This is a genomic window from Jannaschia sp. GRR-S6-38 (assembly GCF_029853695.1).
GTDB lineage: Bacteria > Pseudomonadota > Alphaproteobacteria > Rhodobacterales > Rhodobacteraceae > Jannaschia > Jannaschia ovalis.
The window spans coordinates 2,238,998-2,263,696 of sequence record NZ_CP122537.1; the positions used below are offsets into that span (position 1 = coordinate 2,238,998).

Consider the following 24,699-nt stretch of genomic DNA (forward strand, 5'->3'; position numbering starts at 1 on the left):
CATGATGGACGGCGACCTGAACCCGCGCGGCTACGAAGACGCCCTGACCGGCGAGCAGCAGATCCGCAACTTCAACATCAATTTCGGCCCGCAGCACCCGGCGGCCCACGGCGTGCTGCGCTTGGTCTTGGAGCTCGACGGCGAGATCGTGGAGCGCTGTGACCCGCATATCGGCCTGCTGCATCGCGGGACCGAGAAGCTGATGGAGAGCCGCACCTACCTGCAGAACCTGCCCTATCTGGACCGGCTCGACTATGTCGCGCCGTTCAACCAGGAGCATGTCTGGTGCATGGCGATCGAGAAGCTGACCGGCACCGAGGTGCCGCGCCGCGCGCAGCTGATCCGCGTGCTCTATGCCGAGATCGGGCGCATCCTGAGCCACATCCTGAACGTCACCACGCAGGCCATGGACGTGGGCGCGCTGACGCCGCCGCTCTGGGGCTTCGAGGAGCGCGAGAAGCTGATGGTCTTCTGCGAGCGCGCGAGCGGGGGCCGGATGCACATGGCCTATTGCCGCCCCGGCGGCGTGCATCAGGACCTGCCCGACGATCTGATCGACGATATCGAGACCTGGACCGACACCTTCCCGGCCGTGCTGGCCGATATCGACGGGCTGCTGACCGAGAACCGGATCTTCAAGCAGCGCAATGTCGATATCGCCGTCGTCTCCGAGCAGGAGGTGATGGACTGGGGCTTCTCGGGCGTGATGGCCCGCGGCTCGGGCCTGGCCTGGGACCTACGGCGCGCGCAGCCCTACGAGTGCTACGATGAGTTCGAGTTCCAAATCCCCACCGGCGTGAACGGCGATTGCTACGACCGCTACCTCGTCCGGATGGAGGAGATGCGCCAGTCGCTGTCGATCATGAAGCAGGCCATCGCCAAGCTGCGCGAGCCCGAGGGCCGCGGCGACATCCTGGCGCGGGGCAAGATGACCCCGCCCAAGCGCGGCGAGATGAAGACCTCGATGGAAAGCCTGATCCATCACTTCAAGCTCTACACCGAGGGGTTCCACGTCCCCGCGGGCGAGGTCTATGCCGCCGCCGAGAATCCCAAGGGCGAGTTCGGCGTCTACATGGTCTCGGACGGGACCAACAAACCCTATCGCGCCAAGCTCCGCGCGCCGGGCTACCTGCACCTGCAGGCGATGGACCACATCTCGAAGGGCCACCAGCTGGCCGACGTGGCCGCCATCATCGGCACGCTGGACGTGGTCTTCGGCGAGATCGACCGCTAGGGCGCGCCCATTCCCAACTGACGAACCGGACCGGGCGGAGACGCCCGGCCTTGGACCGAAGGACCCGACCCCATGCTCCGCCGCCTCTACAAAGACCAGCCCGAGAGTTTCGCCTTCACGCCCGAGAACCAGCGCTGGGCGGAGGCGCAGCTGACGAAATACCCCGAGGGGCGTCAGGCCAGCGCGATCATCGCGCTGCTGTGGCGCGCGCAGGAGCAGGAGGGTTGGCTGACCCGGCCCGCCATCGAGCACATCGCCGAGATGCTCGGCATGGCCTATATCCGCGCGCTCGAGGTGGCGACCTTCTACTTCATGTTCCAGCTCCAGCCCGTGGGCTCGGTCGCGCATATCCAGATCTGCGGCACGACGTCCTGCATGATCTGCGGCGCCGAGGACCTGGTCGGGGTCTGCAAGGAGAAGATCGCCAAGCGTCCGCACGAGATCTCCGAGGACGGCAAGCTGAGCTGGGAGGAGGTCGAGTGCCTGGGCGCCTGTTCCAACGCGCCGATGGCCCAGATCGGCAAGGATTACTACGAGGACCTGACCGCCGAGGGGCTGTCGGAGATGATCGACCGCTTCCGGGCGGGCGAGGTGCCGACCCCCGGCTCCGCGATCGGGCGCTTCGCGTCCGAGCCGGCGGGCGGGGCGACCGCGCTGACCGAGGCGGCCGGGGCGAAGGCGCATGACGCCAACGCCTCCGTCGCGCTGGCCACCGCGATCGGCGATACGGTCAAGCGGATCGACGGCACCGAGGTGCCCTTCCTCGCGCCGTGGCAAGGGGCCGAGGCAGCCGATCCCGACCCGGCGGCCGCCGCACGCGATCCGCTGCTGGGGCCGCAGGGGCCCGATGGCAAGCAGGGCGGCCGCGTCGCCGATGAGCCGGCCGCGCCGCGCGATCGCGGCGACGCCTCGGACGGGATGGCGAATGTGCGCGGCAGCGACGCCGTGGCCGCCGCCAAGCCCGAGGAGGGCACGGTGATCGACGCGCCCGAGGGCCACCCGGCGCCGGATATCGGCAAGCCGATGGGCGCCACGACCGAGCCCGCCAACATGGATCTCGACGGCGAGCCCCAGGGCGAGCAGACCGCCGCCGAGTCGCTGGCCACCCCGAGCGCGGCTCGCAAGCCCACCGCGCGCAGCGCGCCCAAGGACGGCCAGGCCGACGACCTGACGAAGATCAAGGGCATCGGCCCCAAGCTCGAAAAGCTGTGCAACGACATGGGCTTTTGGAATTTCGACCAGATCGCGGCCTGGTCCGAGGCCGAAATCGCCTGGGTCGACGCGAACCTGGTGGGCTTCAAAGGGCGCGTGACACGTGACGAATGGGTGAAACAGGCTAAAGTGCTCGCTGACGGAGGGGAAACGGAGTTCTCCTCGCGCAAGAAGTAGCAGGGTGCCGTCTCGTCGTCCTGCGAGTCAGGGAGTTGAGACATGAGCAACCAGATCCGACCGATCGGAACCCTCGAAAGCACGGCGATCGCATGGGGCGTCGCCTTTCTGGCCGGTGCCGTCATCTTCGCGCTGCTGCTGGCCTTCGGCGGCTGGACCTTGCTGCAGGCGATCTTCGCGGGCCTCGTGGTGGCCGTCGTGCTCGGCGGCATCCTGACGGTCTCGATCTCGCGCCCGCAAGCGGCGCCGCGCGGTGCATCGGGCACGCAGGCGCCGACCGCCGATCTGGCGAAGGCCGACGCGCCCGGCACGCCCGGCCAGGCCGCGCGCCCGCTGGCGCCGCGCAACGTCAACGCGCCGTCGCCGCACCGCACCGAGATCCCGCGCTCGATCATCTCGGATGTGCGCAGCGATCCGGAGGTGAAGCTCTCGGCGGCCTCCAAGCAGGGGCAGATGGCCATGGCCGAGGCCGCGCCCGCCACGCGCATCCCGTCGCCCGCGCCGGTCAATGCCGACGATCCGGCCGTGGCCCGGCCCGTGGGCGCGACCGCCAACCCGACGCCGCAGGAGAACCCGACGCCCGTCCATGGCAAGGTCGTCTCGCCCGAGCCGCCCGCCAGCAGCGCCGACAAGCCGCGCGTCAGCCGCAACGAGACCGCGACCGCCGCCGATGGCGGGGCGGCGGGCGGCCCGGCGCCGAGCGCCACCAAGGCCGCGCAGAGCTACAACGAGGTCGCGCCGGCCCCGGCCGCCGATGCCAGCGCGCCCGCCGCGGCCAAGGGCGATGCGGGCGGCGGCGGGATGCCCGCGGCCAATGAGAGCGTCGGCACCAAGCCCCAGACGCTGGACGGCCCCCGGGCCGGCGGCGCGGACGACCTGAAGAAGATCAAGGGCGTCGGCCCGAAGCTCGAGACGCTGCTGCACAAGCTGGGTTTCTATCATTTCGACCAGATCGCCGGCTGGAGCGACGCGGAAATCAGCTGGGTCGACCAGCACCTGGAGGGCTTCAAGGGCCGCGTGCGGCGCGACGACTGGGTCAGCCAGGCCTCGAAGCTGGCCACGGGCGAGGGCACGGAGTTCTCGAAGCGGGTCGACAAGGGCGGCGTCTACTGACGCGGCCCCCGGGTCACTTCCGCGCGGGCGGGGTCGGCGCGGCTTGACCTCCTCCCGCGCGGGCTGTTGAAGGAGCGCGACATGACCGGGCCCTCCGACACGACCGCCGAGATCGCGCGCCGCCAGCGGCGCGTCGCGATGCTGATCATCGGCACCTTCGTCATCTGGGTGCCGATGCAGGCGCTGGGCGCCTATTTCGGCCTGCCGGTGCGACTTATGGGCCTGATCGACATTGCCGCGTTGGCCGTGCTGGCCTGGGCCCTTATTTTGCTCGTGGGCGTCTGGCGGATGCGCCGCAAGGAGGATTGAACGATGCTGCAGGATCGCGACCGGATCTTCACCAACATCTACGGCATGGCCGACCGCTCGCTGAAGGGCGCGATGGCGCGCGGGCAGTGGGACGGGACCAAAGACCTGATCGGGCTGGGTCGCGACAGGATCGTCGAGATCATGAAGGCCAGCGGCCTGCGCGGCCGCGGCGGCGCGGGCTTCCCGACCGGCCTCAAGTGGTCATTCATGCCCAAGGAGTCCGACGGGCGGCCCGCCTATCTGGTCATCAACGCCGACGAATCCGAGCCGGGCACCTGCAAGGATCGCGAGATCATGCGCCACGATCCGCACACCCTGATCGAGGGGGCGCTGATCGCCAGCTTCGCGATGGGCGCGCATGCCTGCTACATCTACATCCGAGGCGAATATATCCGCGAGAAGGAAGCCTTGCAGAACGCCATCGACGAGGCCTACGAGGCCGGGCTTCTGGGCAAGAACGCCGCCAAATCGGGCTGGGATTTCGACCTCTACCTGACCCATGGCGCAGGCGCCTATATCTGCGGCGAGGAAACCGCCCTGATCGAGAGCCTGGAAGGCAAGAAGGGCATGCCGCGCATGAAGCCGCCCTTCCCGGCGGGCGCGGGGCTTTACGGCTGCCCCACCACCGTGAACAACGTCGAGAGCATCGCGGTCGTGCCGACCATCCTGCGCCGCGGGGCGGAATGGTTCGCGGGCTTCGGGCGGCCGAACAACTCCGGCACCAAGCTATTCGCCATCTCGGGCCACGTGAACAAGCCCTGCGTCGTCGAGGAGGCGATGTCGATCAGCTTCGAGGACCTGATCGAGACGCATTGCGGGGGCATCCGCGGCGGCTGGGACAATCTCAAGGCGGTCATCCCCGGCGGGTCGTCGGTGCCGATGATCCCCGGGCGCGACATGCGCGACGCGATCATGGATTTCGACTATCTGCGCGAGCAGAAATCGGGTCTGGGCACCGCGGCGGTGATCGTGATGGATAACTCAACCGACATCATCAAGGCGATCTGGCGGCTGAGCGCGTTCTACAAGCACGAGAGCTGCGGCCAGTGCACGCCTTGCCGCGAGGGGACGGGCTGGATGATGCGCGTCATGGACCGGCTGGTAAAGGGCGAGGCGGAGGTCGAGGAGATCGACATGCTGCTCGACGTCACCAAGCAGGTCGAGGGGCACACGATCTGCGCGCTGGGCGATGCCGCGGCCTGGCCGATCCAGGGCCTGATCCGGCATTTCCGCGACGAGATCGAGGACCGGATCAAGCACAAGCGCACCGGGCGCGTCAGCGCCGTCGCCGCCGAGTGATCGCGCGCCGCCCGGCTTGCCCTGCCGGGCCGGCTTCCCCTATGTCATAGGCCAACCGGCCCGCTTCGGGCCGGACAGGCGTCCCTGACGGCGCATGTATGACGGGACGCATTTGATGACAGAGTTTTTCGCCCCCTACGCGCATACGCTGGCCGCGCTCGCGCTCTGGGCGCTTTTGCAGCTCGGCCTCGCGGGCGTGTCGACGGTCGGCAAGGCCCGGGCGCGCAGCGCCGGGGGCCTGCCGGTGCGGGACTATTCCGACCCGGCCTATCGGCGCCACCGCGCCTTCCAGAACGCGATCGAGACGTCGGGCGCCTTCGTCGCGGCGGCCGTGGCGGCGATGCTGACGGGCGGCGCACCGTTCTGGGTGAATCTTCTCGCCACGCTCTTCCTCGTGGCGCGGATCGCGACGGCGGCGGTGCATATCGGGACCGAGGTGCAATGGCTGCGCTCGGCCACATGGACGCTGGGGTTCCTCTGCGTGATCGGGCTGGCGCTGATCGCGCTGGCCGGGGCCTTCGCCGCATGAGGGCCGCCGCGCTGATCCTGCTGGCCGCGCCCGCCGCCGCGCAGGAGGCGGTGCCCGCACCGGATTACTTCGTCGAGGCTGCCTTCCTCAGCTCGACCGCGCAGGTCCTGGCCCTGAGCTGCCAGACGCTGTCGGTCGATCCCATCGCCATCGCGCGGCTGACCGACGCGACGCTCGCGCGGCTGACCGAGGACGGCTTCACCCCCGAGAACCTGGCCGACCGGATGGCGGATCCATCGGATGCCATCGCGACCCTGCAGGCCGCCTTCGTGCAGAAGCACGCGCTGGAGCAGGGCGCGCCCGAAGCCGCGGTCTGCGCCGCGGGCGCGGCCGAGATTGCCGAGGAGACCGCCCTCGGAACCCTGATCGTGGAGGTCGCGCAATGAGAACCCTGATGCTGATCGCAATGCTGGGCCTGGCGGGCTGCGGCACGCTGGGCAGCCTGTCCTCGGGCGATTCCGGCCCCTTCCGGGGCGGGTTCCGCGGCGCGTCCAACGAGGTGGACGGCGTGCGGTTCCGCACCCGCGTCAGCGCGACATCCGAGGATGCGCGCAGCTTCGCGACGGCCACGCGCAGCGCCGGGCGCTCGCTCTCGGGCGCGCTGGAGGCCGGTCGGGTCCGCGCGGTGGAATATTGTATCACGCGGTTCGGCGGCTCGGATATCGATTGGGCGCTGGGCCCCGACCGGCCCGTCGAGGAGGTGGCGCTGGACGAGTCGGGCGCGCTGGTCCTGACCGGGCGCTGCATCACGCGCTGACGGCACGGACCCGCCGCGACGTGCGGTGACGGGCCCGCGCTATTGAATGACGGGGGCGGGCGGACCCATGTGACGGGCCATCCCAGCCCGACCCCGGAGACGCCTGCATGTCCCTTCGCCCGCTCGCCGCCGCCCTGATCCTCGCCGCCTCGCCCGCGCTGGCCGGGCTTGAGCAGGAGCCCCGCATCACCGAAGGCCTGATCAATGTCGGCATCGCCTACGAGATCAGCGAAATCTGCCCCAACATCGACGCGCGCACCTTTCGCGGGCTGCGCTACCTGCTGGCGCTGAAGGCGGCGGCGCGGGACCTCGGCTATTCGGCCGCCGAGGTGGATGCCTTCATCGACGACGATGCCGCGAAGGACCGGCTGGAGGCGATCGCGCGCGAGCGGCTGGCGCGTCTTGGCGCGGGCCCCGGCGACGTCGCGGCCCATTGCCGCGTCGGGGTGGAACAGGTCGCGAAGGACACGCAAATAGGTCGTCTGCTGAGCCCGCGATAAACGTGGGCCGCGGTTCTGGTCACCGCCCGTCGGGGGGGCTAGAACCCATCCCGAAGGACGAACGCGGAGCGACCTGCCATGGCCGACCTCAAGAAGATCGTGATCGACGGGACCGAAGTCGAGGTCCCGCCGGAGATGACGCTGATCCAGGCCTGCGAGCAGGCCGGAATCGAGATTCCGCGCTTCTGCTATCACGAACGGCTGTCGATCGCCGGCAATTGCCGGATGTGCCTGGTCGAGGTCGTGGGCGGCCCGCCGAAGCCCGCCGCCTCCTGCGCGATGCAGGTCCGCGACCTGCGCCCCGGCAAGGATGGCGAGCCGCCGGTGGTCAAGACCAACAGCCCGATGGTCAAGAAGGCCCGCGAGGGGGTGATGGAGTTCCTGCTCATCAACCACCCGCTCGACTGCCCGATCTGCGACCAGGGCGGCGAATGCGACCTGCAGGACCAGGCGATGGCCTATGGCGTCGATTTCTCGCGCTACCGCGAGCCCAAGCGCGCCGCGGTGGACCTGGATCTCGGCCCGCTGGTCGAAACGCATATGACGCGCTGCATCTCCTGCACCCGCTGCGTCCGCTTCACCACCGAGGTCGCGGGCATCACCCAGATGGGCCAGATCGGCCGCGGCGAGGATAGCGAGATCACGTCCTATCTGGGCGAGACGCTGAAATCGAACCTGCAGGGCAACATCATCGACCTGTGCCCGGTGGGCGCGCTGGTCTCGAAGCCCTATGCCTTCACCGCCCGCCCCTGGGAGCTGACGAAGACCGAGACGGTGGACGTGATGGACGCGCAGGGCGCCTCGATCCGCGTCGATACGAAGGGCCGCGAAGTGATGCGCATCCTGCCGCGCAACCATGACGGCACCAACGAGGAATGGATCAGCGACAAGACCCGCTTCGTGTGGGACGGGCTGCGCCGCCAGCGGTTGGACCGGCCCTATATCCGCGAGAACGGCAAGCTGCGCCCGGCGAGCTGGCCCGAGGCGCTGGATGCCGCGGCCGCCGCGATGAAGGACCGCAAGCTGGCGGGCCTCGTGGGCGACCTGGCCCCGGTCGAGGCCGCCTTCGCGCTGCGCAAGCTGATGGACGCGATGGGCGGGGTCACCGAATGCCGCACCGACGGCGCGAAGCTGCCCGCGGGCGACCGGGCGGGCTATGTCGGCACCGCCGCGATCGAGGATATCGACGCCGCCCGCCGCATCGTCCTGATCGGCACCAACCCCGCGGTGGAGGCGCCCGTGCTCAACGCGCGCATCCGCAAGGCCTGGCTGCGCGGCGCCGACGTCTCGGTGATCGGGCAGGGCGCCGACCTGACCTATGACTACGCGCATCTGGGCGAGGGCCGCGAGGCGCTGTTCGAGCTCGTGGCGCAGGCCGAAGAAAGCGACGTCCCCGCGCTGGTGATCGTCGGCATGGGCGCGCTGCGCGGTGCGGACGGCGCGGATGTGCTGGCCAATGCCCGCGCACTGGCCGACGCGATGGGTGCGGGGCTTCTGGTGCTGCACACCGCCGCGGGCCGCGTCGGCGCGATGGACGCGGGCGCGACCTGTGCGGGCGGCATCGCCGAGGCGCTGGAGGCGGAGGCGATCTACAATCTCGGGGCCGACGAGATCGAGATCCCCGCCGGGCCCTTCGTGATCTACCAGGGCAGCCATGGCGACCGCGGCGCGCATCGTGCCGACATCATCCTGCCGAGCGCCGCCTGGACCGAGGAGCAGGGCCTGTTCGTCAACACCGAAGGGCGCCCGCAACTAGCGCTGCGCTCGGGCTTCGCGCCCGGCGAGGCGAAGGAGAACTGGGCGATCCTGCGGGCTCTGTCGGCGGAGGCGGGCTACCAGCTGCCCTTCGACACGCTGGCGCAGCTGCGCCGCGGGCTGATCGAGACCGCGCCGGAACTGGCCGAGATCGACGCCGTGCCGGAGAACAAGCCGCAGCCGCTGGGCGAGGTCCCCAAGCTGGGCACCGGGGCCTTCGAGGCGGCGCTGGGCGATTTCTACCTGACCAACCCGATCGCGCGGGCCTCGCAGCTGATGGCGGAACTGTCGCAGATCGCCGCCGGCCGCGACCCGCAGCCCATCGCGGCGGAGTGATGCGCGCGCCCGGTGCGGCGCTTCTGGCCGGCCTCGCGCTGGCCGCCTGCCAGGCCGAGGAGCGGCCCGTGGTCGAGGTCTTCCGGCCCGAGTATCGCGGGGTCGAGACGCGGCTGCTCGAGGGCGATCTGGTCGAGTTCCGGGTCGCCATGGCCGGCGCGCGGGACGGGCAGGATGTGCTGGACTATGCCGAATGCGCCGCGGCGCAATACGCGCTGATCCGGGGCTTCGGATTTGCGCGCCAGGTGCGGACAAACGTGAGCGAAGAGGGTGGCGTTTGGCGCGCGGATGCGATTTACACCGTGTCGCCGGCGGTCCCCCGGGGACTGAGAACGATTGATGCCGAAGTGGCGGTTGAGAACTGCCGCGAACGGGGCATCCCGACCGTATGAGGACGTGACATGGCAGAGTTTCTGGCATCACCGGCGGGCATCGGCCTGACGATCCTGGCGCAGTGCCTCGCGGTGATCGCCTTCGTGATGATCTCGCTGCTGTTCCTGGTCTATGGCGACCGCAAGGTCTGGGCGGCGGTGCAGATGCGGCGCGGGCCCAATGTCGTGGGCGTGTTCGGCCTGCTGCAGACCGTGGCCGACGCGCTGAAATACGTGGTCAAGGAAATCGTCATCCCCGCCGGTGCCGACCGCACGGTCTTCCTGCTGGCCCCGCTCATCAGCTTCGTGCTGGCGGTGATCGCCTGGGCGGTGATCCCGTTCTCGGACACCTGGGTCCTGGCCGATATCAACGTGGCCATCCTCTACGTCTTCGCCGTCTCGTCGCTCGAGGTCTACGGCGTGATCATGGGCGGCTGGGCCTCGAACTCGAAATACCCCTTCCTCGGGAGCTTGCGCTCGGCCGCGCAGATGATTTCCTACGAGGTGTCGATCGGCCTGATCATCATCGGGGTGATCCTGTCGACGGGCTCGCTCAATTTCGGCGACATCGTGCGCGCGCAGGACACCGGCTGGGGCTTCTTCGGTTGGTACTGGCTGCCGCACCTGCCGATGGTGTTCCTGTTCTTCATCTCGGCGCTGGCCGAGACGAACCGTCCGCCCTTCGACCTGCCGGAGGCGGAGTCGGAATTGGTCGCGGGCTACCAGGTCGAGTACTCCTCGACGCCCTTCCTTCTGTTCATGGCGGGCGAGTACATCGCGATCTTCCTGATGTGCGCGCTGATCAGCCTGCTGTTCTTCGGCGGCTGGCTGTCGCCCGTGCCCTTCCTGCCGGACGGGCCGCTCTGGATGGTCGCGAAGATGGCGTTCTTCTTCTTCCTCTTCGCGATGGTGAAGGCGATCGTGCCGCGCTACCGCTACGACCAGCTGATGCGACTGGGCTGGAAGGTGTTCCTGCCTTTCTCGCTGGCCTGGGTCGTGATCGTGGCGTTCCTGGCGAAATTCGAGGTGCTCGGGGGCTTCTGGGCACGCTTCTCCGACATGGGGGTGATGGGATGACGCAGATCGACTGGAACCGTTCGGTCAAGTATTTCCTGCTGGCCGATATGTGGCAGGGCATGAAGCTGGGGCTGAAGTATTTCTTCGCGCCCAAGGTCACGCTGAATTATCCGCACGAGAAGGGCCCGCTGTCGCCCCGCTTCCGCGGCGAGCACGCCCTGCGCCGATATCCCAACGGCGAGGAGCGCTGCATCGCGTGCAAGCTCTGCGAGGCGATCTGCCCGGCGCAGGCCATCACCATCGATGCCGAACCGCGCGAGGACGGCTCGCGCCGCACGACGCGCTACGACATCGACATGACGAAATGCATCTATTGCGGCTTCTGCCAGGAGGCCTGCCCGGTGGATGCGATCGTGGAGGGTCCGAATTTCGAGTTCGCGACCGAGACCCGCGAGGAGATGTTCTACGACAAGGAGAAGCTCCTGGCGAATGGCGAGCGCTGGGAAGCGCTGATCGCCAAGAACATCGAGCTGGACGCGCCCTACCGATGAGCGACGCGAAGAACCCCTTCGAGCTCTGGATGAGCCACATGCAGGACATGGCGAAGGCCGTGAACCCTGCGCTCGAGAGCTTCACGCCGCAGGGCTTCGAAAAGCTGTGGCCGACGATGCCCGGCGAGGTCATGGAGCAGTTCATGGGCAAGGGGCTGAATCCCGAGGGCCTGGACGCCAAGACCAAGATGCTGCTGACGCTGGCCGGCCTGACGGTACTGGGCGCGCAGGCCGAGGCGCAGGTCCGCCTGACCGTCCGCCAGGCGGTCGAGCAGGGCGCGACCAAGCAGGAGATCGCCGAGACGATCGGCCTGATGGGCCTGTTCGGCGGGCTGCCGGCGATGAACAAGGCGATGACCCTCGCCAACGAGGTTCTGGAGGACGAGGCATGAGCGTTCTGGATTTCGCCTTCTACCTCTTCGCCGTCCTGACCGTCTCGGGCGGGCTGATGACCGTGGTGTCGCGCAACCCGGTCCATTCGGTGCTGTGGCTGATCCTGACCTTCCTGTCGACGGCGGGCCTGTTCGTTCTGATCGGCGCAGAATTCGTCGCGATGCTCTTGGTCATCGTCTATGTCGGCGCGGTCGCGGTGCTGTTCCTCTTCGTGGTGATGATGCTCGATATCGACTTCGCCGAGCTGAAGGCCGAGATGGCCAAATACGTGCCGCTGGCCGGGCTGATCGGGATCGTGCTGCTGATGCAGCTGGTCATCGCCTACGGCGTCTGGGAAGTGGCCGAGGGCGTCGTCGTGGCCGAGAACCTGCGCAGCGTGATCCCGACGGCCGAGCTGAACACCGCCGCGCTGGGCCTGATCCTCTATGACGACTATTTCCTGATGTTCCAGCTCGCCGGGCTGATCCTGCTGGTCGCGATGATCGGGGCCATCGCCCTGACGCTGCGCCACCGGAAGGACGTCAAGCGCCAGAACGTGCTGCACCAGATGTGGCGCGATCCGGCCAAGGCGATGAAGGTCACCGACGTGAAGCCCGGTCAGGGCCTGTAGAGGGGAAGGGCCATGTCCCGCACCACAATCATCATCATCATCGTCCTGCTGATCATCCTGCTGGGCGGCTACTCGTTCATCTGAGCGGGACACGGAACGACGAAACGGGGCCGGGCAAGACGCCCCGACGGAAGGGACGCGAATGATCGGACTGGAACATTACCTGACCGTGGCGGCGGCGCTGTTCGTCATCGGCATCTTCGGCATCTTCCTGAACCGGAAGAACGTCATCATCATCCTGATGTCGATCGAGCTGATGCTGCTGGCGGTGAACATCAACTTCGTCGCCTTCTCCGGCTTCCTGGGCGATCTGACGGGGCAGGTCTTCACGCTGTTCGTGCTGACCGTGGCCGCCGCCGAGGCCGCCATCGGCCTGGCGATCCTCGTGTGCTTCTTCCGCAACCGCGGCACCATCGACGTCGAAGACGTCAACGTGATGAAGGGCTGAGCCGATGGAGACGATCATCCTCTTCGCGCCGTTGGTCGGCGCGCTGATCTGCGGCTTCGGCTGGAAGTTCATCGGCGAGACGGCCGCGCTGGTCACGTCGACGGGCCTTCTGTTCCTGTCGATGCTGCTGTCCTGGATCGTGTTCCTGACCCATGACGGCACGACCGAGGTCGTCCAGATCATGCGCTGGATCGAAAGCGGCAGCCTGCTGACCGACTGGGAGATCCGGATGGACCGGCTGACCGCGGTCATGCTGGTGGTGATCACGACGGTCTCGGCGCTCGTGCACCTGTATTCCTTCGGCTACATGGATCACGACCCGCAATGGCGCGAGGGCGAGACCTACAAGCCGCGCTTCTTCGCCTACCTGTCCTTCTTCACCTTCGCGATGCTGGCGCTGGTGACGGCGAACAACCTGCTGCAGCTCTTCTTCGGCTGGGAAGGCGTGGGCGTCGCCTCCTACCTGCTGATCGGGTTCTACTGGCGCAAGCCCTCGGCCGGGGCCGCGGCGATGAAGGCCTTCATCGTCAACCGGGTCGGCGATTTCGGCTTCCTGCTGGGCATCTTCGGGCTGTTCTACCTGACCGACTCGATCGACCTGCCGACGATCTTCGCGATGACGCCCGAGATCGCGGAGATGACGATCTCGTTCCTGTGGACCGAGTGGAACGCGGCGAACCTGCTGGCCTTCCTGATCTTCATCGGCGCGATGGGCAAATCGGCGCAGCTCTTCCTGCACACCTGGCTGCCCGACGCGATGGAGGGCCCGACCCCCGTCTCGGCGCTGATCCATGCCGCCACGATGGTGACGGCGGGCGTGTTCCTGGTCTGCCGCATGTCGCCGCTGATCGAATACGCGCCGACGGCGGCGGGCATCGTCGTCGCGGTGGGCGCGGCATCGGCCTTCGTGGCGGCGACGATCGGGCTGGTGCAGAACGACATCAAGCGCGTGATCGCCTATTCGACCATGTCGCAGCTGGGCTACATGTTCGTGGCCGCGGGGGTGGGCGCCTATTCGGTCGCGATGTTCCACCTCTTCACCCACGCCTTCTTCAAGGCGATGCTGTTCCTCGGCGCGGGCTCGGTCATCCACGCGATGCATCACGAGCAGGACATGCGGAACTACGGCGGGCTGCGCACCAAGATCCCCTACACCTTCTGGGCGATGATGGTCGGCACGCTGGCCATCACCGGCGTCGGCATCCCGCTGACCCATATCGGCTTCGCGGGCTTCCTGTCGAAGGACGCGGTGATCGAGACCGCCTTCATCGGCAGCCAGGGCGCCTTCTGGGCCCTGGTGATCGCAGCGGCCTTCACCAGCTTCTACAGCTGGCGGCTGATGTTTTTGACCTTCTTCGGCAAGCCGCGCGGCGACAAGCACACCCATGAGCACGCGCATGAGAGCCCGGCCGTCATGACCATCCCGCTGGCCGCGCTGGCGGTGGGCTCGGTCTTCGCGGGCATGGTGTTCTACGGGCCGTTCTTCGGCAGCCAGGCGCAGGTCGATCGCTATTTCGGCATCAGCCAGCACGCCGCCGTCGATCACGGCGCGCCGCTGGTCGAGGACGGGCATGGCGAGGACGCGGGCGAGGGCGAATACGGCGAGCGTCCGGAACAGGTGCCGGGCGAGGGCGCGATCTTCATCGGCCCCGAGAACCACGTGATCCACGACGCCCACGAGGTGCCGAAATGGGTCAAGGTCTCGCCCTTCGTGGCGATGCTGCTGGGCCTGTTCACGGCGTGGATATTCTACATCCGCATGCCCAGCCTGCCGCGGCAATGGGCCGAGAACCTGGCCCCGCTCTACCGCTTCCTCCTCAACAAGTGGTATTTCGACGAGATCTACGACGCGGTCTTCGTGAAGGGCGCCAAGGCGATCGGCCGCTTCTTCTGGCGGCGGGGCGACGGCAACGCCATCGACGGCACGATCAACGGCGTGGCGATGGGCGCGGTGCCGTTCTTCACCCGCGCGCTGAACCGGGCGCAGTCGGGATACCTCTTCCATTACGCCTTCGCGATGGTGATCGGGATCGTTGTCCTGATCACCTGGATGACCATCGCGTCGGGGAGCTGAGACGGATCCATGGACAACCTGCTTTCCATCATCACCTTCACGCCCCTGATCGCGGCGCTGATCCTCGCGCTGTTCCTGCGCGGCGACGACGCGGCCGCGCAGCGCAACGCCAAGTGGCTGGCGCTGGGCGCGACGGGCTTCACCTTCATCGTCTCGCTGTTCCTGCTGGCCGGGTTCGAGCCCGAGAACACCGGCTTCCAGTTCGTCGAGGAGCGCGCCTGGATCGCGGGCCTGACCTACAAGATGGGCGTGGACGGGATCTCGGTCCTCTTCGTGATGCTGACGACCTTCCTGATGCCCATCGTGATCGCGTCCTGCTGGGACGTGACGCACCGGGTGAAGGATTACATGGTCGCCTTCCTGCTGCTCGAGACGCTGATGATCGGCGTCTTCGTCGCGCTGGACCTGATCCTGTTCTACCTGTTCTTCGAGGCGGGCCTGATCCCGATGTTCCTGATCATCGGGATCTGGGGCGGCAAGGACCGTATCTACGCGTCGTTCAAGTTCTTCCTCTACACGCTTCTGGGCTCGGTCCTGATGCTGGTGGCGATGATCGCCATGTATCTGGAAGCGGGCACCACCGACATCCCGACGCTTCTCGCGCATGAGTTCTCCTTCGCGCCGCTGAACGTGCTGGGCGTCAACATCGTGGGCGGGATGCAGACGCTTCTGTGGCTCGCCTTCTTTGCCAGCTTCGCGGTCAAGATGCCGATGTGGCCGGTGCACACCTGGCTGCCCGACGCCCACGTCCAGGCGCCCACCGCGGGCTCGGTCGTGCTGGCGGCGATCCTGCTGAAGATGGGCGGCTACGGCTTCCTGCGCTTCTCGCTGCCGATGTTCCCCGTGGGCTCCGAGGTGCTGGGCCCGCTGGTCCTGTGGCTGTCGGCCATCGCCATCGTCTACACCTCGCTCGTCGCGATGGTGCAGGAGGACATGAAGAAGCTGATCGCCTATTCCTCGGTCGCGCATATGGGCTTCGTGACCATGGGCATCTTCGCGGCCAACCAGCAGGGCGTGGACGGCGCGATCTTCCAGATGCTGAGCCACGGCTTCATCTCGGGCGCGCTCTTCCTCTGCGTGGGCGTGATCTACGACCGGATGCACACCCGCGACATCACCGCTTATGGCGGGCTGGTGAACCGGATGCCGGCCTATGCGCTGATCTTCATGCTGTTCACGATGGCCAATGTCGGCCTGCCCGGCACCTCGGGCTTCGTGGGCGAGTTCCTGACCCTGATGGGCGTCTTCCAGGTCAACACCTGGGTCGCGGTCTTCGCCTGCTCGGGCGTGATCCTGTCGGCGGGTTACGCGCTGTGGCTCTATCGCCGGGTCGTCTTCGGCGACCTGATCAAGGAGAGCCTGCGCACCATTAAGGACCTGACCGCGCGCGAGAAGGCGATCTTCGCCCCGCTCGTGCTGTTCACCATTCTTCTGGGCGTCTATCCCGCCCTCGTGACCGACATCATCGGCCCCACCGTGGCCGAGCTGGTCGCCAATTACGACATCGCCACGGCCGAGATCGCGTTGCAGAACGCGGTCGCCGGGGCCGATCAATAAGAGGCTTGCCATGAGCGCCGACCTGACCCTGATCCTGCCGGAGATCGTGCTGGCCGTCTTCGCGATGGCCGCGCTGCTGGCGGCCGTCTACACCACGAAGGACGAGCTGACCCGCCCGCTGACCTGGGCCACCGCCGCCGTTATGGTGGCTGTGGCCTTCTGGATCGGCGTGTCCTCGGAGGTCGGGACCGGCTTCTCTGACATGATCGTGAAGGACGGCTTCAGCCGCTTCGCGCAGATCACGATCCTGCTCTCGGCCGCGACCGTCCTGCTGATGAGCCAGGACTGGATGGCGCGTCACCAGCTCGACAAGTTCGAATACCCGCTGCTGATCACGCTGGCGGTGATCGGCATGATGATCATGGTCTCGGCGGGCAACCTTCTGACGCTCTACATGGGGCTCGAGCTGCAGTCGCTCTCGCTCTACGTGGCCGCCTCGATGCGGCGCGACAGCGTGAAATCGACCGAGGCGGGGCTGAAATACTTCGTGCTGGGCGCGCTCAGCTCGGGCCTGCTGCTCTACGGCATCTCGCTGACCTACGGCTATACAGGCACGACCGAATTCGCGGGCGTCGTCGCTGCCGCGGCGGATGGCGAGCTGGCGCTGGGCCTGCTCTTCGGCCTGGTCTTCATGCTCTCGGGCCTGGCCTTCAAGGTCTCGGCCGCGCCGTTCCACATGTGGACGCCCGATGTCTACGAGGGGGCGCCGACCCCGGTCACCGCCTTCTTCGCCACCGCGCCCAAGGTCGCGGCGATGGGCATGTTCGCCCGGGTCACGCATGACGCCTTCGGCGGCGCGGTGGGCGACTGGCAGCAGATCGTGGCGCTGCTGTCGGTGCTGTCGATGTTCCTGGGCGCGATCGCCGCAATCGGGCAGCGCGACATCAAGCGGCTGATGGCCTATTCCTCGATCGCCCATATGGGTTACGCGCTGATGGGCCTCGCCGCCGGGACCGCCGGCGGCGTGGAGGCGATGCTGCTCTACATGGCGATCTACGTGGTGATGAATATCGGCACCTTCGCCTTCATCCTCGCCATGACGCGCGACGGGCGCGAGGTGACAGACATCGCCTCGCTCAACCAGCTCTCGCGCGACCGGCCGGGCGCGGCGCTGGCGCTGCTCGTGCTGATGTTCAGCCTCGCCGGCATCCCGCCGATGGTGGGCTTCTTCGCCAAGTACTACGTGCTGACGGCGGCGGTGGATGCGGGGCTGGTCTGGCTGGCCGTCCTGGGCGTGATCGCCTCGGTCATCGGGGCCTTCTACTACCTGCGGATCGTCTACTACATGTATTTCGGCGAGGCCGAGGCCCCGCTCGACGGGACCATCCCCACGGTGCAATGGATCGCGCTGGCCGGTGCGGCGGCGATCATGGTCGTGGGCGTGGTGAACATGTTCGGCCTCGAAGGCGTGGCGGCGGCCGCTGCGCTGACACTGGTCAACTAGATCGTGCCGGCCCCCGGGGCGGACTGGCCCGAGGGGGTCGCGCGGATCGTGCTGTCGGAAGTCGACAGCACCTCGGCCGAGGCCGCGCGCCGCGCGCCCGAACAGGCGACCTGGATCCTCGCCCATCGCCAGACCGCCGCGCGCGGACGGCGCGGGCGGGCCTGGGACTGCCCCATCGGCAATTTCGCGGCCTCGCTGGTCTGGCGCCCGGGCGACGGCCCGGCGGCGATGGCCCTGCGCAGCTTCGTCGCCGCGCTGGCCCTCCGGGACGCGCTGCGCGGGCTGGGCGTGACCGGGCTGTCGCTCAAATGGCCCAATGACGTCCTGCTGCGGGAGCGCAAGCTCGCCGGCATCCTGCTGGAGAGCCCGGCGCCGGGCCTCCTGATCCTCGGCATCGGCGTGAATCTCGTCCATGCGCCCGACCCCGCGACGCTGGAGGCCCGCGCCGTGCCGCCCGTAAGCCTGCCCGAGGTCGGCGGGCCGACGATCGCGCCCGAGGCCTTTCTCGACGCGCTGGCTCCCGCCTTCGCGGCGCGCGAGGCGCAGTTCCGGGCGGCGGGCTTCCCCGCGATCCGCGCGGACTGGATGGCCGATGCCGCGCGCCTGGGCGAGGAGATCACCGCGCGCCTGCCGGGCGAGACCGTGACCGGCCGCTTCGCGGATGTGGATGGCGAGGGCTGCCTGATCCTCGTCACGGCGAACGGCCCGCGCCGCATCGCCGCCGCCGACATCTTCTTCGCGGAGGCCCCATGCTCCTGACCATCGATTGCGGCAACACCAACACCGTCTTTGCTATCTGGGACGGCGTGCGCTTCGTGAATTCGTGGCGCCGCGCGACGAACCACGCCAGCACGGCGGACGAGTATTACACCTGGCTGCGGACCTCGATGAACCTGCAGAATGTCGACGTGACGATCGACGAATGCATCGTCTCCTCGACCGTGCCGCGCGTTGTCTTCAACCTGCGTGTCCTCTGCGACCGTTACTTCGACTGCCGCCCGCTGGTCGTCGGCAAGCCCGAGACCAAGCTGCCCGTCGACGTGCGCGTCGATGCCGGCACGCAGGTCGGGCCGGACCGGCTGGTCAACACGGTGGGCGGCTGGGACCGGCATGGCGGCGACCTGATCGTGGTCGATTTCGGCACCGCGACCACCTTCGACGTGGTGGCCAGGGACGGGGCCTATATCGGCGGCGTGATCGCGCCGGGCGTGAACCTCTCGCTCGAAGCGCTGCACATGGCCGCCGCGGCGCTGCCGCATGTCGATATCACCCAGCCGCAGAAGGTCATCGGAACCAACACCGTCGCCTGCATGCAGTCGGGCATCTTCTGGGGCTATGTGGGCCTCATCCGCGAAATCTGCGCCCGGATCCGGGCGGAACGCGACCGGCCCATGAAGGTCGTCGCGACAGGGGGACTGGCCCCGCTCTTCCAGCAGGCGGCCGATCTGTTCGACGCCTACGAGGACGATCTCACGATGCACGGCCTGACCGTCATCCACGCATTCAACAAGGAACACTGAATGGCACGCGACCGGCTCATCTACCTCCCCCTGGGGGGCGCGGGCGAAATCGGCATGAACGCCTATGTCTATGGCTTCGGCCCCGAGGGAAAGGAGCGGCTGATCCTCGTGGATCTGGGCATCGCCTTCCCGGACATGGATTCGACCCCCGGGGTGGACGTGATCCTGCCCGACATCTCCTGGCTGCGCGAACGCGCCGAGCGGCTCGAGGCGATCTTCATCACCCACGGGCACGAGGATCACCTGGGCGGCGTCGGCCACCTGCTGCCGTTTCTCGACGCCCCGGTCCATGCGCGCCGCTTCACCGCGAACCTCGCGCGCCGCAAGCTGACCGAGAAGGGGCAGAATCCCGACGCCATCCGCATCGCCAAGCCTTTCCCCGAGATGATCGCGGCGGGGCCCTTCCAGGTGGGCTTCCTTCCCGTGTCGCACTCGATCCCGGAAAGCTCGGCGCTGGTGATCGACACGCCGGCGGGGCGGGTGATCCATTCGGGTGACTTCAAGATCGACCGCTCGCCCGTGGTGGGCGAGCCCTTCGACGCCGATCTCTGGGCCGAGGCCGCGAAGCCCGGCGTGCGCGCGCTGGTCTGCGACTCGACCAATGTCTTCTCCAAGCACGAGGGCCGCTCCGAGGCCGAGGTCGCGCCGAACCTCAAGCCGCTCGTGGCGTCGGCCAAGGGCATGTTCGTGGCCACCACCTTCGCCTCGAACGTGGCGCGCCTGCAGTCATTGGCCGAGGCGGGGAAGGCGGCGGGCCGCTCGATCTGCCTGATGGGCCGGGCGATGCGCCGCATGACCGAGGCCGCCGTCGAGGAGGGCCTGCTCAAGGACTTCCCGAGGACCGTCAGCCCCGAGGACGCGGCGTCGATCCCGCGCGAGAACCTGATGCTGATCGTGACCGGCAGCCAGGGCGAGCGGCGCGCCGCCTCCGCGCAGCTGGCGCGCGGCAAGTATTTCGGGATCGAGCTGGCCGAGGGCGACACCTTCCTGTTCTCGTCCAAGACCATCCCCGGCAACGAGAAGGACGTGGCCCGGGTGATGAACGACTTCTCGGAGATGGGCGTCGACGTCGTGACCGACGATGACGGGCTCTACCACGTCTCGGGCCATGCCAACCGCCCGGACCTCGAGATCGTGCAGGGCATCGTCGATCCGCAGATCGTGATCCCGATGCATGGCGAGCATCGCCACCTTCGCGAACATGCCAAGCTGGCCGACCGGCTGGGCCGTCTGGGCGTCGTCGCGCCCAACGGCACGATGCTGGACCTCGCCGGCAACCAGCCCCGGGTCGTCGATCATGTCGAGACCGGGCGCACCTATCTCGACGGCTCGATCCTGGTGGGACAGTTCGACGGCGTGATCCGCGACCGCGTGCGCATCGCGCTGAACGGCCATGTCGTCGTGGCGGTGATGGTCGATGACGACGACGAGGTGCTGGAAGACACCTGGGTCGACCTGCGCGGCCTGCCCGAGCTGACCCGCTCCGGCCAGGCGCTGGCGTCCCTGATGGAGGAGCATCTCGCGATGCAGCTGGGCCGGATCGACACCCGCACGGCGGGCGATGACGAGAAGCTGGAGGACATGATCACCAAGGGCATCCGCAAGGTCGCGCAGGACGAGATCGGCAAGCGGCCCGAGGTCACCGTCCTCATCACCCGGCTGACGGCGGAATGATGCGCGCGGCGGCCTTGACGCTGGCGGTCCTGGCCGCCGCCCCGGCCTCGGCGGGCCAGCGCTATCTGGGCGTGTTCGTCGGCTCGCAGCATATCGGGAGCGACGCCTATAACGACTTCAATCCCGGCCTGACTTACGGCTACCGCTGGCCGGTCGGGACGGGGTCGACCGAGTGGCATGTCGAGGGCGGCGTCTTCTTCAATTCCTACGAGGAGGTCTCGCCGATCGCGGTGGTCGGCCTCTCGACGGGCGTGGCGGAGCTCGGCGGCGGCGAGATCCGGCTGGGCGCCAGCGTGGGGATCGCCCGCTACGCGGAGCTCTCCGAGATCGTCGAGCGGAAATACGACATCCCCACCTTCGGGGACTATCTGCCGGTCGCCGCGCTGACCGGATCCTATCGCCGCAACGGCGTGGCCTACCGGCTGAGCGTCCTGCCCTATGGCGAGGACGTGGAGGCCGTGGTGAATTTCTCGCTGGCCTTCGACTTCTGAGCGCCGGGGCGGCGGCGCCTCACTCCGCCGCGACGGCCTCGGCCGCCTCGACCCGCACGGCGGAGAACTTGAACTCGGGGATCTTGCCGTAAGGATCCAGCGCCGGGTTGGTCAGAAGGTTCGCCGCCGCCTCGACGAAGGCGAAGGGCAGGAAGACCATGTCCGGCGCCACCGCCCGGTCGGCCCGCGCCATCAGCGTCACCGTCCCGCGCCGCGTCGTCAGCCGCACATGGCCGCCCGCAGGCACGCCCAGCCGCCGCAGGGTCGCGGGATGCAGCGAGCAATTGGCCTCGGGCTCGACCGCGTCCAGAACGCTGGCCCGGCGCGTCATCGACCCGGTGTGCCAATGCTCGAGCTGGCGGCCCGTCGTCAGGATCATCGGGTATTCGGCATCCGGCGTCTCGTCGGGCGGGATGACCGCCGCGGGGGTGAAGCGCGCGCGGCCGTTCTCGCGCGGGAAGGCGTCGCCGAAGACGATGGCCTGGCCCGGATCGGTCTCGGACAGCGACGGGTAGGTGACGGCGTCCTCGGCCTCCAGCCGCTCCCAGGTGATGTTGTCGAGCGACGGCATGACCTGCTTCATCTCGGCGAAGACCTCGCGCGGATGGGTGTAGCGCCAGTCGAGCCCGCACCGCTTCGCCAGCTCGGCCGTGATCCACCAATCCGCGCGCGCCTCGCCCGGCGGCGGCAGGGCGGGCCGGCCCATCTGGACCTGCCGATTGGTGTTCGTGACCGTGCCCGCCTTCTCGTAGAAGGCCGAGGCGGGCAGGATGACGTCGGCGTAATTGGCCGTCTCGGTCAGGAAGATGTCCTGCACCACGAGGTGGTCCAGCGCCGCCAGCGCCGCGCGCGCGTGGTCGACATCGGGGTCCGACATGGCCGGGTTCTCGCCCAAGATATACATCGCGCGGATGTCGCCCGCATGGACGGCGTCCATGATCTCGGTGACCGTCAGGCCCTTTTCGGCCAGCGGCTCGGCGCCCCAGAGTTCGGCGTAGCGTGCGCGCACCTCGTCCGACGTGACGCTGGCGTAATCGGGCAGGAACATCGGGATCAGCCCCGCATCCGAGGCGCCCTGGACGTTGTTCTGACCGCGCAGCGGATGCAGCCCGGTGCCGGGCCGGCCGACTTGGCCGCACATCAGCGCCAGCGAGATCAGGCAGCGGGAATTGTCGGTGCCGTGGACATGCTGGCTGATCCCCATGCCCCAGAAGATCATGCCCGCCTTGGCCCGCGCGAAATCGCGCGCCACGGCGCGGATCGTGGCCGCGTCGATGCCGGTCAGCCCCTCGACCGTCTCGGGGGCGAAGCCTTTCAGGTGGTCGCGCTGGGCATCCCAGTTCTCGGTCATCGCCTCGACATATTGCCGGTCGACCAGCCCTTCCTCGGCGATGACATGCATGATCGCGTTCAGAAGCGCGACATCCGCGCCCGGGCGGAATTGCAGCATATGCGTCGCGTGCCGCTTGAGCGCCTGCCCGCGCGGATCCATGACGATCAGCTTGCCGCCGCGCTTGGCGAACTGCTTGAAATAAGTGGCGGCGACGGGGTGGTTCTCGACCGGATTGGCGCCGATGACGATGGCGCAATCGGCGTTCTCGATCTCGTTGAAGGTGGCCGTCACCGCGCCTGAGCCGACGTTTTCCAGCAATGCCGCGACCGACGAGGCGTGGCAGAGCCGGGTGCAGTGATCGACATTATTGTGGCCGAAGCCCTGCCGGATGAATTTCTGGAAGAGATAGGCTTCCTCGTTCGAGCACTTGGCCGAGCCGAAGCCTGCCACTTCGCGCCCGCGACCCTTCAGACCGCCGGCGGCGGCGTCCAGCGCCTCCTCCCAGCTCGCCTCACGGAAGACCGAAGACCAGTCGCCGGGATCGACGTTCAGGCCCTTCGCGGGCGCGCCCTCGCGCCGGATCAGCGGCTTCGTCAGGCGGTGGGGGTGGTGGATGTAGTCGAAGCCGAAGCGGCCCTTGACGCAGAGCCGGCCCTCGTTGGCGGGGCCGTTGACGCCATCGACCTTCACCACGCGGTCGCCGCGCGTCTTGATCGAGACCTGGCAGCCCACGCCGCAGAACGGGCAGATCGAGCGGGTCTCGGCATCGAAGGCGCGGTCGTCGCCGACCTGCGCGTCGTCGATCATCGTCGCGGGCATCAGTGCACCGGTCGGGCAGGCCTGGACGCATTCGCCGCACGCCACACAGGTCGACTCGCCCATCGGGTCGTCGAAATCGAAGACCGGATAGGTGTCGTGCCCGCGCCCGGCCATGCCGATCACGTCGTTGACCTGGACCTCGCGGCAGGCGCGCACGCAGAGGCCGCACTGGATGCAGGCGTCGAGATTGACGCGCATCGCCACATGGCTGTCGTCCAGAAGTGGGATGCGCCCCGCCTCGAGCGTGGGCAGGCGGCTGGTCGCGACGCCCGAGGCCTCGGCCATGTCCCACAGATGGGCGGAGCGGTCATGGGCGACCGCGCGCTCCGGCTGGTCGGCCAGCAGCATCTCGATCACCATCTTCCGCGCGCCCCGGGCCCGGGCGCTGTCGGTGGTGACGACCATGCCGTCCTCGGGCGTGCGGATGCAGGAGGCGGCCAGCGTGCGCTCGCCCTCGATCTCGACCATGCAGGCGCGGCAATTGCCGTCCGGGCGATAGCCCGGCGCGGGCTTGTGGCAGAGATGCGGGATGACCAGGCCGCGACCGTTCGCGACCTCCCAGATCGTCTGACCGGGCGCGGCCTCGACGGGCTGGCCGTCGAGCGTGAAGCGGATGGTGTCGGGCATGGTCGTTCCCCTTTGGCCGCAGGTTAAGCGCCGGGGCCGCCAGGGGAAAGGTTCAGCGCGACGGGGGGATGCGGGGAAACGACGCGCCGGTCAGGCGGGCGCGGCGTCGCGCACCGCCTGCGGCACGGTGTCGAACTGCACGATCAGCAGGTGGCAATCGGCGGCGCCCACCACGCCCGACCGGTGGCCGCGGCCGTCCGTGGTGCCCTGGTCGCCGCCGAAGGAGATCTCGCCCGGGCCCATCTCGACCCGCGTGCCGTCCATCGTCTCGACCCACCAGCGGCCCGAAAGCGGCACGATCCATTGCGGTGCCGGGTTCTCGTGCCATTCGCCCTCCATCCCCGCGGGCATGACCGCGACGATGACGTGACGCGCCCCGTCCATGTGCAGGTTGTTTTGCGGATCGGCGTCGCCGCCCATGCTCTCGGTCTCGAAGCCTGCCAGGGCCCGGCGGGTCTGCCGGCTTTCGCCGTCCACGACATGGACGTGCCAGAAGGTCTGCTGCGGCATGGGCGGTCTCCTGCGATCGGGGTCGCGGGAGGAACGGCC

The 24,699-nt window shown here is 68.2% G+C and carries 25 protein-coding genes; 23 read left to right on the forward strand and 2 right to left on the reverse strand.

Annotation, left to right across the window (positions count from 1 at the left end):
* The first annotated feature begins 1 nt into the window (after position 1).
* From P8627_RS11415 to P8627_RS11525, 23 genes are all read left to right on the forward strand, one after another.
* Positions 2–1,234, forward strand: coding sequence for an NADH-quinone oxidoreductase subunit D (locus P8627_RS11415; protein ID WP_279964229.1), 1,233 nt, complete (start codon positions 2–4; stop codon positions 1,232–1,234).
* A gap of 72 nt (positions 1,235–1,306) precedes the next feature.
* On the forward strand, positions 1,307–2,623 hold the full coding sequence (locus tag P8627_RS11420) for an NADH-quinone oxidoreductase subunit E (RefSeq protein ID WP_279964231.1): 1,317 nt from the start codon (positions 1,307–1,309) through the stop codon (positions 2,621–2,623).
* A gap of 42 nt (positions 2,624–2,665) precedes the next feature.
* A complete protein-coding gene (locus tag P8627_RS11425; protein WP_279964232.1) occupies positions 2,666–3,736 on the forward strand; it encodes a hypothetical protein in 1,071 nt (356 codons plus the stop codon).
* An 81-nt stretch (positions 3,737–3,817) separates the two neighbouring features.
* Positions 3,818–4,045, forward strand: coding sequence for a DUF5337 family protein (locus P8627_RS11430; RefSeq protein ID WP_279964233.1), 228 nt, complete (start codon positions 3,818–3,820; stop codon positions 4,043–4,045).
* A gap of 3 nt (positions 4,046–4,048) precedes the next feature.
* Positions 4,049–5,344: an NADH-quinone oxidoreductase subunit NuoF gene (nuoF, locus tag P8627_RS11435; RefSeq protein ID WP_279964234.1), complete on the forward strand. Its 1,296-nt coding sequence runs from the start codon at positions 4,049–4,051 to the stop codon at positions 5,342–5,344.
* A 115-nt stretch (positions 5,345–5,459) separates the two neighbouring features.
* Positions 5,460–5,873: an MAPEG family protein gene (locus P8627_RS11440; RefSeq protein ID WP_279964235.1), complete on the forward strand. Its 414-nt coding sequence runs from the start codon at positions 5,460–5,462 to the stop codon at positions 5,871–5,873.
* Positions 5,870–6,259: a DUF5333 family protein gene (locus P8627_RS11445; RefSeq protein WP_279964236.1), complete on the forward strand. Its 390-nt coding sequence runs from the start codon at positions 5,870–5,872 to the stop codon at positions 6,257–6,259. Before P8627_RS11440 ends, P8627_RS11445 begins: the two co-directional genes overlap by 4 nt.
* Positions 6,256–6,630 carry a hypothetical protein gene (locus P8627_RS11450; RefSeq protein WP_279964237.1) on the forward strand — a complete coding sequence of 125 codons (375 nt, stop codon included), beginning with the start codon at positions 6,256–6,258 and terminating at the stop codon, positions 6,628–6,630. Before P8627_RS11445 ends, P8627_RS11450 begins: the two co-directional genes overlap by 4 nt.
* A 107-nt stretch (positions 6,631–6,737) precedes the next feature.
* Positions 6,738–7,130, forward strand: coding sequence for a DUF5333 domain-containing protein (locus P8627_RS11455; protein ID WP_279964238.1), 393 nt, complete (start codon positions 6,738–6,740; stop codon positions 7,128–7,130).
* A gap of 78 nt (positions 7,131–7,208) precedes the next feature.
* Positions 7,209–9,221, forward strand: a complete 2,013-nt coding sequence (gene nuoG / locus P8627_RS11460) for an NADH-quinone oxidoreductase subunit NuoG (protein ID WP_279964239.1) — start codon at positions 7,209–7,211, stop codon at positions 9,219–9,221.
* Entirely contained in the window at positions 9,221–9,613 is a 393-nt protein-coding gene (locus tag P8627_RS11465) for a hypothetical protein (RefSeq protein ID WP_279964240.1), read from the forward strand. Before nuoG ends, P8627_RS11465 begins: the two co-directional genes overlap by 1 nt.
* Before the next feature lie 9 nt (positions 9,614–9,622).
* Positions 9,623–10,669, forward strand: a complete 1,047-nt coding sequence (gene nuoH, locus P8627_RS11470; protein WP_279964241.1) for an NADH-quinone oxidoreductase subunit NuoH — start codon at positions 9,623–9,625, stop codon at positions 10,667–10,669.
* Positions 10,666–11,160, forward strand: a complete 495-nt coding sequence (gene nuoI / locus P8627_RS11475) for an NADH-quinone oxidoreductase subunit NuoI (protein WP_279964242.1) — start codon at positions 10,666–10,668, stop codon at positions 11,158–11,160. Before nuoH ends, nuoI begins: the two co-directional genes overlap by 4 nt.
* The gene (locus P8627_RS11480) at positions 11,157–11,552 is read left to right on the forward strand and encodes a carboxymuconolactone decarboxylase family protein (RefSeq protein ID WP_279964243.1); all 396 of its coding nucleotides are present in this window, start codon (positions 11,157–11,159) and stop codon (positions 11,550–11,552) included. The genes nuoI and P8627_RS11480 overlap by 4 nt, the downstream gene beginning before the upstream one ends.
* The gene (locus P8627_RS11485; RefSeq protein WP_279964244.1) at positions 11,549–12,163 is read left to right on the forward strand and encodes an NADH-quinone oxidoreductase subunit J; all 615 of its coding nucleotides are present in this window, start codon (positions 11,549–11,551) and stop codon (positions 12,161–12,163) included. The genes P8627_RS11480 and P8627_RS11485 overlap by 4 nt, the downstream gene beginning before the upstream one ends.
* A gap of 142 nt (positions 12,164–12,305) precedes the next feature.
* Positions 12,306–12,611 carry an NADH-quinone oxidoreductase subunit NuoK gene (nuoK, locus tag P8627_RS11490; protein WP_092780793.1) on the forward strand — a complete coding sequence of 102 codons (306 nt, stop codon included), beginning with the start codon at positions 12,306–12,308 and terminating at the stop codon, positions 12,609–12,611.
* 4 nt (positions 12,612–12,615) lie between these two features.
* On the forward strand, positions 12,616–14,685 hold the full coding sequence (gene nuoL / locus P8627_RS11495) for an NADH-quinone oxidoreductase subunit L (protein ID WP_279964245.1): 2,070 nt from the start codon (positions 12,616–12,618) through the stop codon (positions 14,683–14,685).
* 9 nt (positions 14,686–14,694) lie between these two features.
* The gene (locus tag P8627_RS11500) at positions 14,695–16,242 is read left to right on the forward strand and encodes an NADH-quinone oxidoreductase subunit M (protein ID WP_279964246.1); all 1,548 of its coding nucleotides are present in this window, start codon (positions 14,695–14,697) and stop codon (positions 16,240–16,242) included.
* 10 nt (positions 16,243–16,252) lie between these two features.
* Positions 16,253–17,686 carry an NADH-quinone oxidoreductase subunit NuoN gene (nuoN, locus tag P8627_RS11505; RefSeq protein WP_279964247.1) on the forward strand — a complete coding sequence of 478 codons (1,434 nt, stop codon included), beginning with the start codon at positions 16,253–16,255 and terminating at the stop codon, positions 17,684–17,686.
* A gap of 3 nt (positions 17,687–17,689) precedes the next feature.
* Positions 17,690–18,445 (forward strand): biotin--[acetyl-CoA-carboxylase] ligase, encoded by a 756-nt coding sequence (locus P8627_RS11510; protein WP_279964248.1) that lies wholly within the window; start codon positions 17,690–17,692, stop codon positions 18,443–18,445.
* Positions 18,436–19,206 carry a type III pantothenate kinase gene (locus P8627_RS11515; RefSeq protein WP_279964249.1) on the forward strand — a complete coding sequence of 257 codons (771 nt, stop codon included), beginning with the start codon at positions 18,436–18,438 and terminating at the stop codon, positions 19,204–19,206. Before P8627_RS11510 ends, P8627_RS11515 begins: the two co-directional genes overlap by 10 nt.
* Complete coding sequence (locus P8627_RS11520) at positions 19,207–20,880, forward strand: ribonuclease J (RefSeq protein WP_279964250.1); 1,674 nt, start codon at positions 19,207–19,209, stop codon at positions 20,878–20,880.
* 14 nt (positions 20,881–20,894) lie between these two features.
* A complete protein-coding gene (locus P8627_RS11525) occupies positions 20,895–21,371 on the forward strand; it encodes a hypothetical protein (RefSeq protein WP_279964251.1) in 477 nt (158 codons plus the stop codon).
* A 19-nt stretch (positions 21,372–21,390) separates the two neighbouring features.
* Here the strand turns inward: P8627_RS11525 and fdhF are convergent, their stop codons facing one another.
* Both fdhF and P8627_RS11535 read right to left on the reverse strand, forming a co-directional pair.
* A complete protein-coding gene (gene fdhF, locus P8627_RS11530) occupies positions 21,391–24,150 on the reverse strand; it encodes a formate dehydrogenase subunit alpha (RefSeq protein ID WP_279964252.1) in 2,760 nt (919 codons plus the stop codon).
* A 90-nt stretch (positions 24,151–24,240) separates the two neighbouring features.
* Positions 24,241–24,660, reverse strand: coding sequence for a cupin domain-containing protein (locus P8627_RS11535; RefSeq protein WP_279964253.1), 420 nt, complete (start codon positions 24,658–24,660; stop codon positions 24,241–24,243).
* Positions 24,661–24,699: the final 39 nt, after the last annotated feature.

What these genes read in the sequence shown, in the direction of transcription:
- P8627_RS11415 (WP_279964229.1), top strand. Translation starts at nt 2, where the DNA reads ATGATGGACGGCGACCTGAACCCGCGCGGCTACGAAGACGCCCTGACC.
- P8627_RS11420 (WP_279964231.1), top strand. Translation starts at nt 1,307, where the DNA reads ATGCTCCGCCGCCTCTACAAAGACCAGCCCGAGAGTTTCGCCTTCACG.
- P8627_RS11425 (WP_279964232.1), top strand. Translation starts at nt 2,666, where the DNA reads ATGAGCAACCAGATCCGACCGATCGGAACCCTCGAAAGCACGGCGATC.
- P8627_RS11430 (WP_279964233.1), top strand. Translation starts at nt 3,818, where the DNA reads ATGACCGGGCCCTCCGACACGACCGCCGAGATCGCGCGCCGCCAGCGG.
- nuoF (WP_279964234.1), top strand. Translation starts at nt 4,049, where the DNA reads ATGCTGCAGGATCGCGACCGGATCTTCACCAACATCTACGGCATGGCC.
- P8627_RS11440 (WP_279964235.1), top strand. Translation starts at nt 5,460, where the DNA reads ATGACAGAGTTTTTCGCCCCCTACGCGCATACGCTGGCCGCGCTCGCG.
- P8627_RS11445 (WP_279964236.1), top strand. Translation starts at nt 5,870, where the DNA reads ATGAGGGCCGCCGCGCTGATCCTGCTGGCCGCGCCCGCCGCCGCGCAG.
- P8627_RS11450 (WP_279964237.1), top strand. Translation starts at nt 6,256, where the DNA reads ATGAGAACCCTGATGCTGATCGCAATGCTGGGCCTGGCGGGCTGCGGC.
- P8627_RS11455 (WP_279964238.1), top strand. Translation starts at nt 6,738, where the DNA reads ATGTCCCTTCGCCCGCTCGCCGCCGCCCTGATCCTCGCCGCCTCGCCC.
- nuoG (WP_279964239.1), top strand. Translation starts at nt 7,209, where the DNA reads ATGGCCGACCTCAAGAAGATCGTGATCGACGGGACCGAAGTCGAGGTC.
- P8627_RS11465 (WP_279964240.1), top strand. Translation starts at nt 9,221, where the DNA reads ATGCGCGCGCCCGGTGCGGCGCTTCTGGCCGGCCTCGCGCTGGCCGCC.
- nuoH (WP_279964241.1), top strand. Translation starts at nt 9,623, where the DNA reads ATGGCAGAGTTTCTGGCATCACCGGCGGGCATCGGCCTGACGATCCTG.
- nuoI (WP_279964242.1), top strand. Translation starts at nt 10,666, where the DNA reads ATGACGCAGATCGACTGGAACCGTTCGGTCAAGTATTTCCTGCTGGCC.
- P8627_RS11480 (WP_279964243.1), top strand. Translation starts at nt 11,157, where the DNA reads ATGAGCGACGCGAAGAACCCCTTCGAGCTCTGGATGAGCCACATGCAG.
- P8627_RS11485 (WP_279964244.1), top strand. Translation starts at nt 11,549, where the DNA reads ATGAGCGTTCTGGATTTCGCCTTCTACCTCTTCGCCGTCCTGACCGTC.
- nuoK (WP_092780793.1), top strand. Translation starts at nt 12,306, where the DNA reads ATGATCGGACTGGAACATTACCTGACCGTGGCGGCGGCGCTGTTCGTC.
- nuoL (WP_279964245.1), top strand. Translation starts at nt 12,616, where the DNA reads ATGGAGACGATCATCCTCTTCGCGCCGTTGGTCGGCGCGCTGATCTGC.
- P8627_RS11500 (WP_279964246.1), top strand. Translation starts at nt 14,695, where the DNA reads ATGGACAACCTGCTTTCCATCATCACCTTCACGCCCCTGATCGCGGCG.
- nuoN (WP_279964247.1), top strand. Translation starts at nt 16,253, where the DNA reads ATGAGCGCCGACCTGACCCTGATCCTGCCGGAGATCGTGCTGGCCGTC.
- P8627_RS11515 (WP_279964249.1), top strand. Translation starts at nt 18,436, where the DNA reads ATGCTCCTGACCATCGATTGCGGCAACACCAACACCGTCTTTGCTATC.
- P8627_RS11520 (WP_279964250.1), top strand. Translation starts at nt 19,207, where the DNA reads ATGGCACGCGACCGGCTCATCTACCTCCCCCTGGGGGGCGCGGGCGAA.
- fdhF (WP_279964252.1), bottom strand. Translation starts at nt 24,150, where the DNA reads ATGCCCGACACCATCCGCTTCACGCTCGACGGCCAGCCCGTCGAGGCC.
- P8627_RS11535 (WP_279964253.1), bottom strand. Translation starts at nt 24,660, where the DNA reads ATGCCGCAGCAGACCTTCTGGCACGTCCATGTCGTGGACGGCGAAAGC.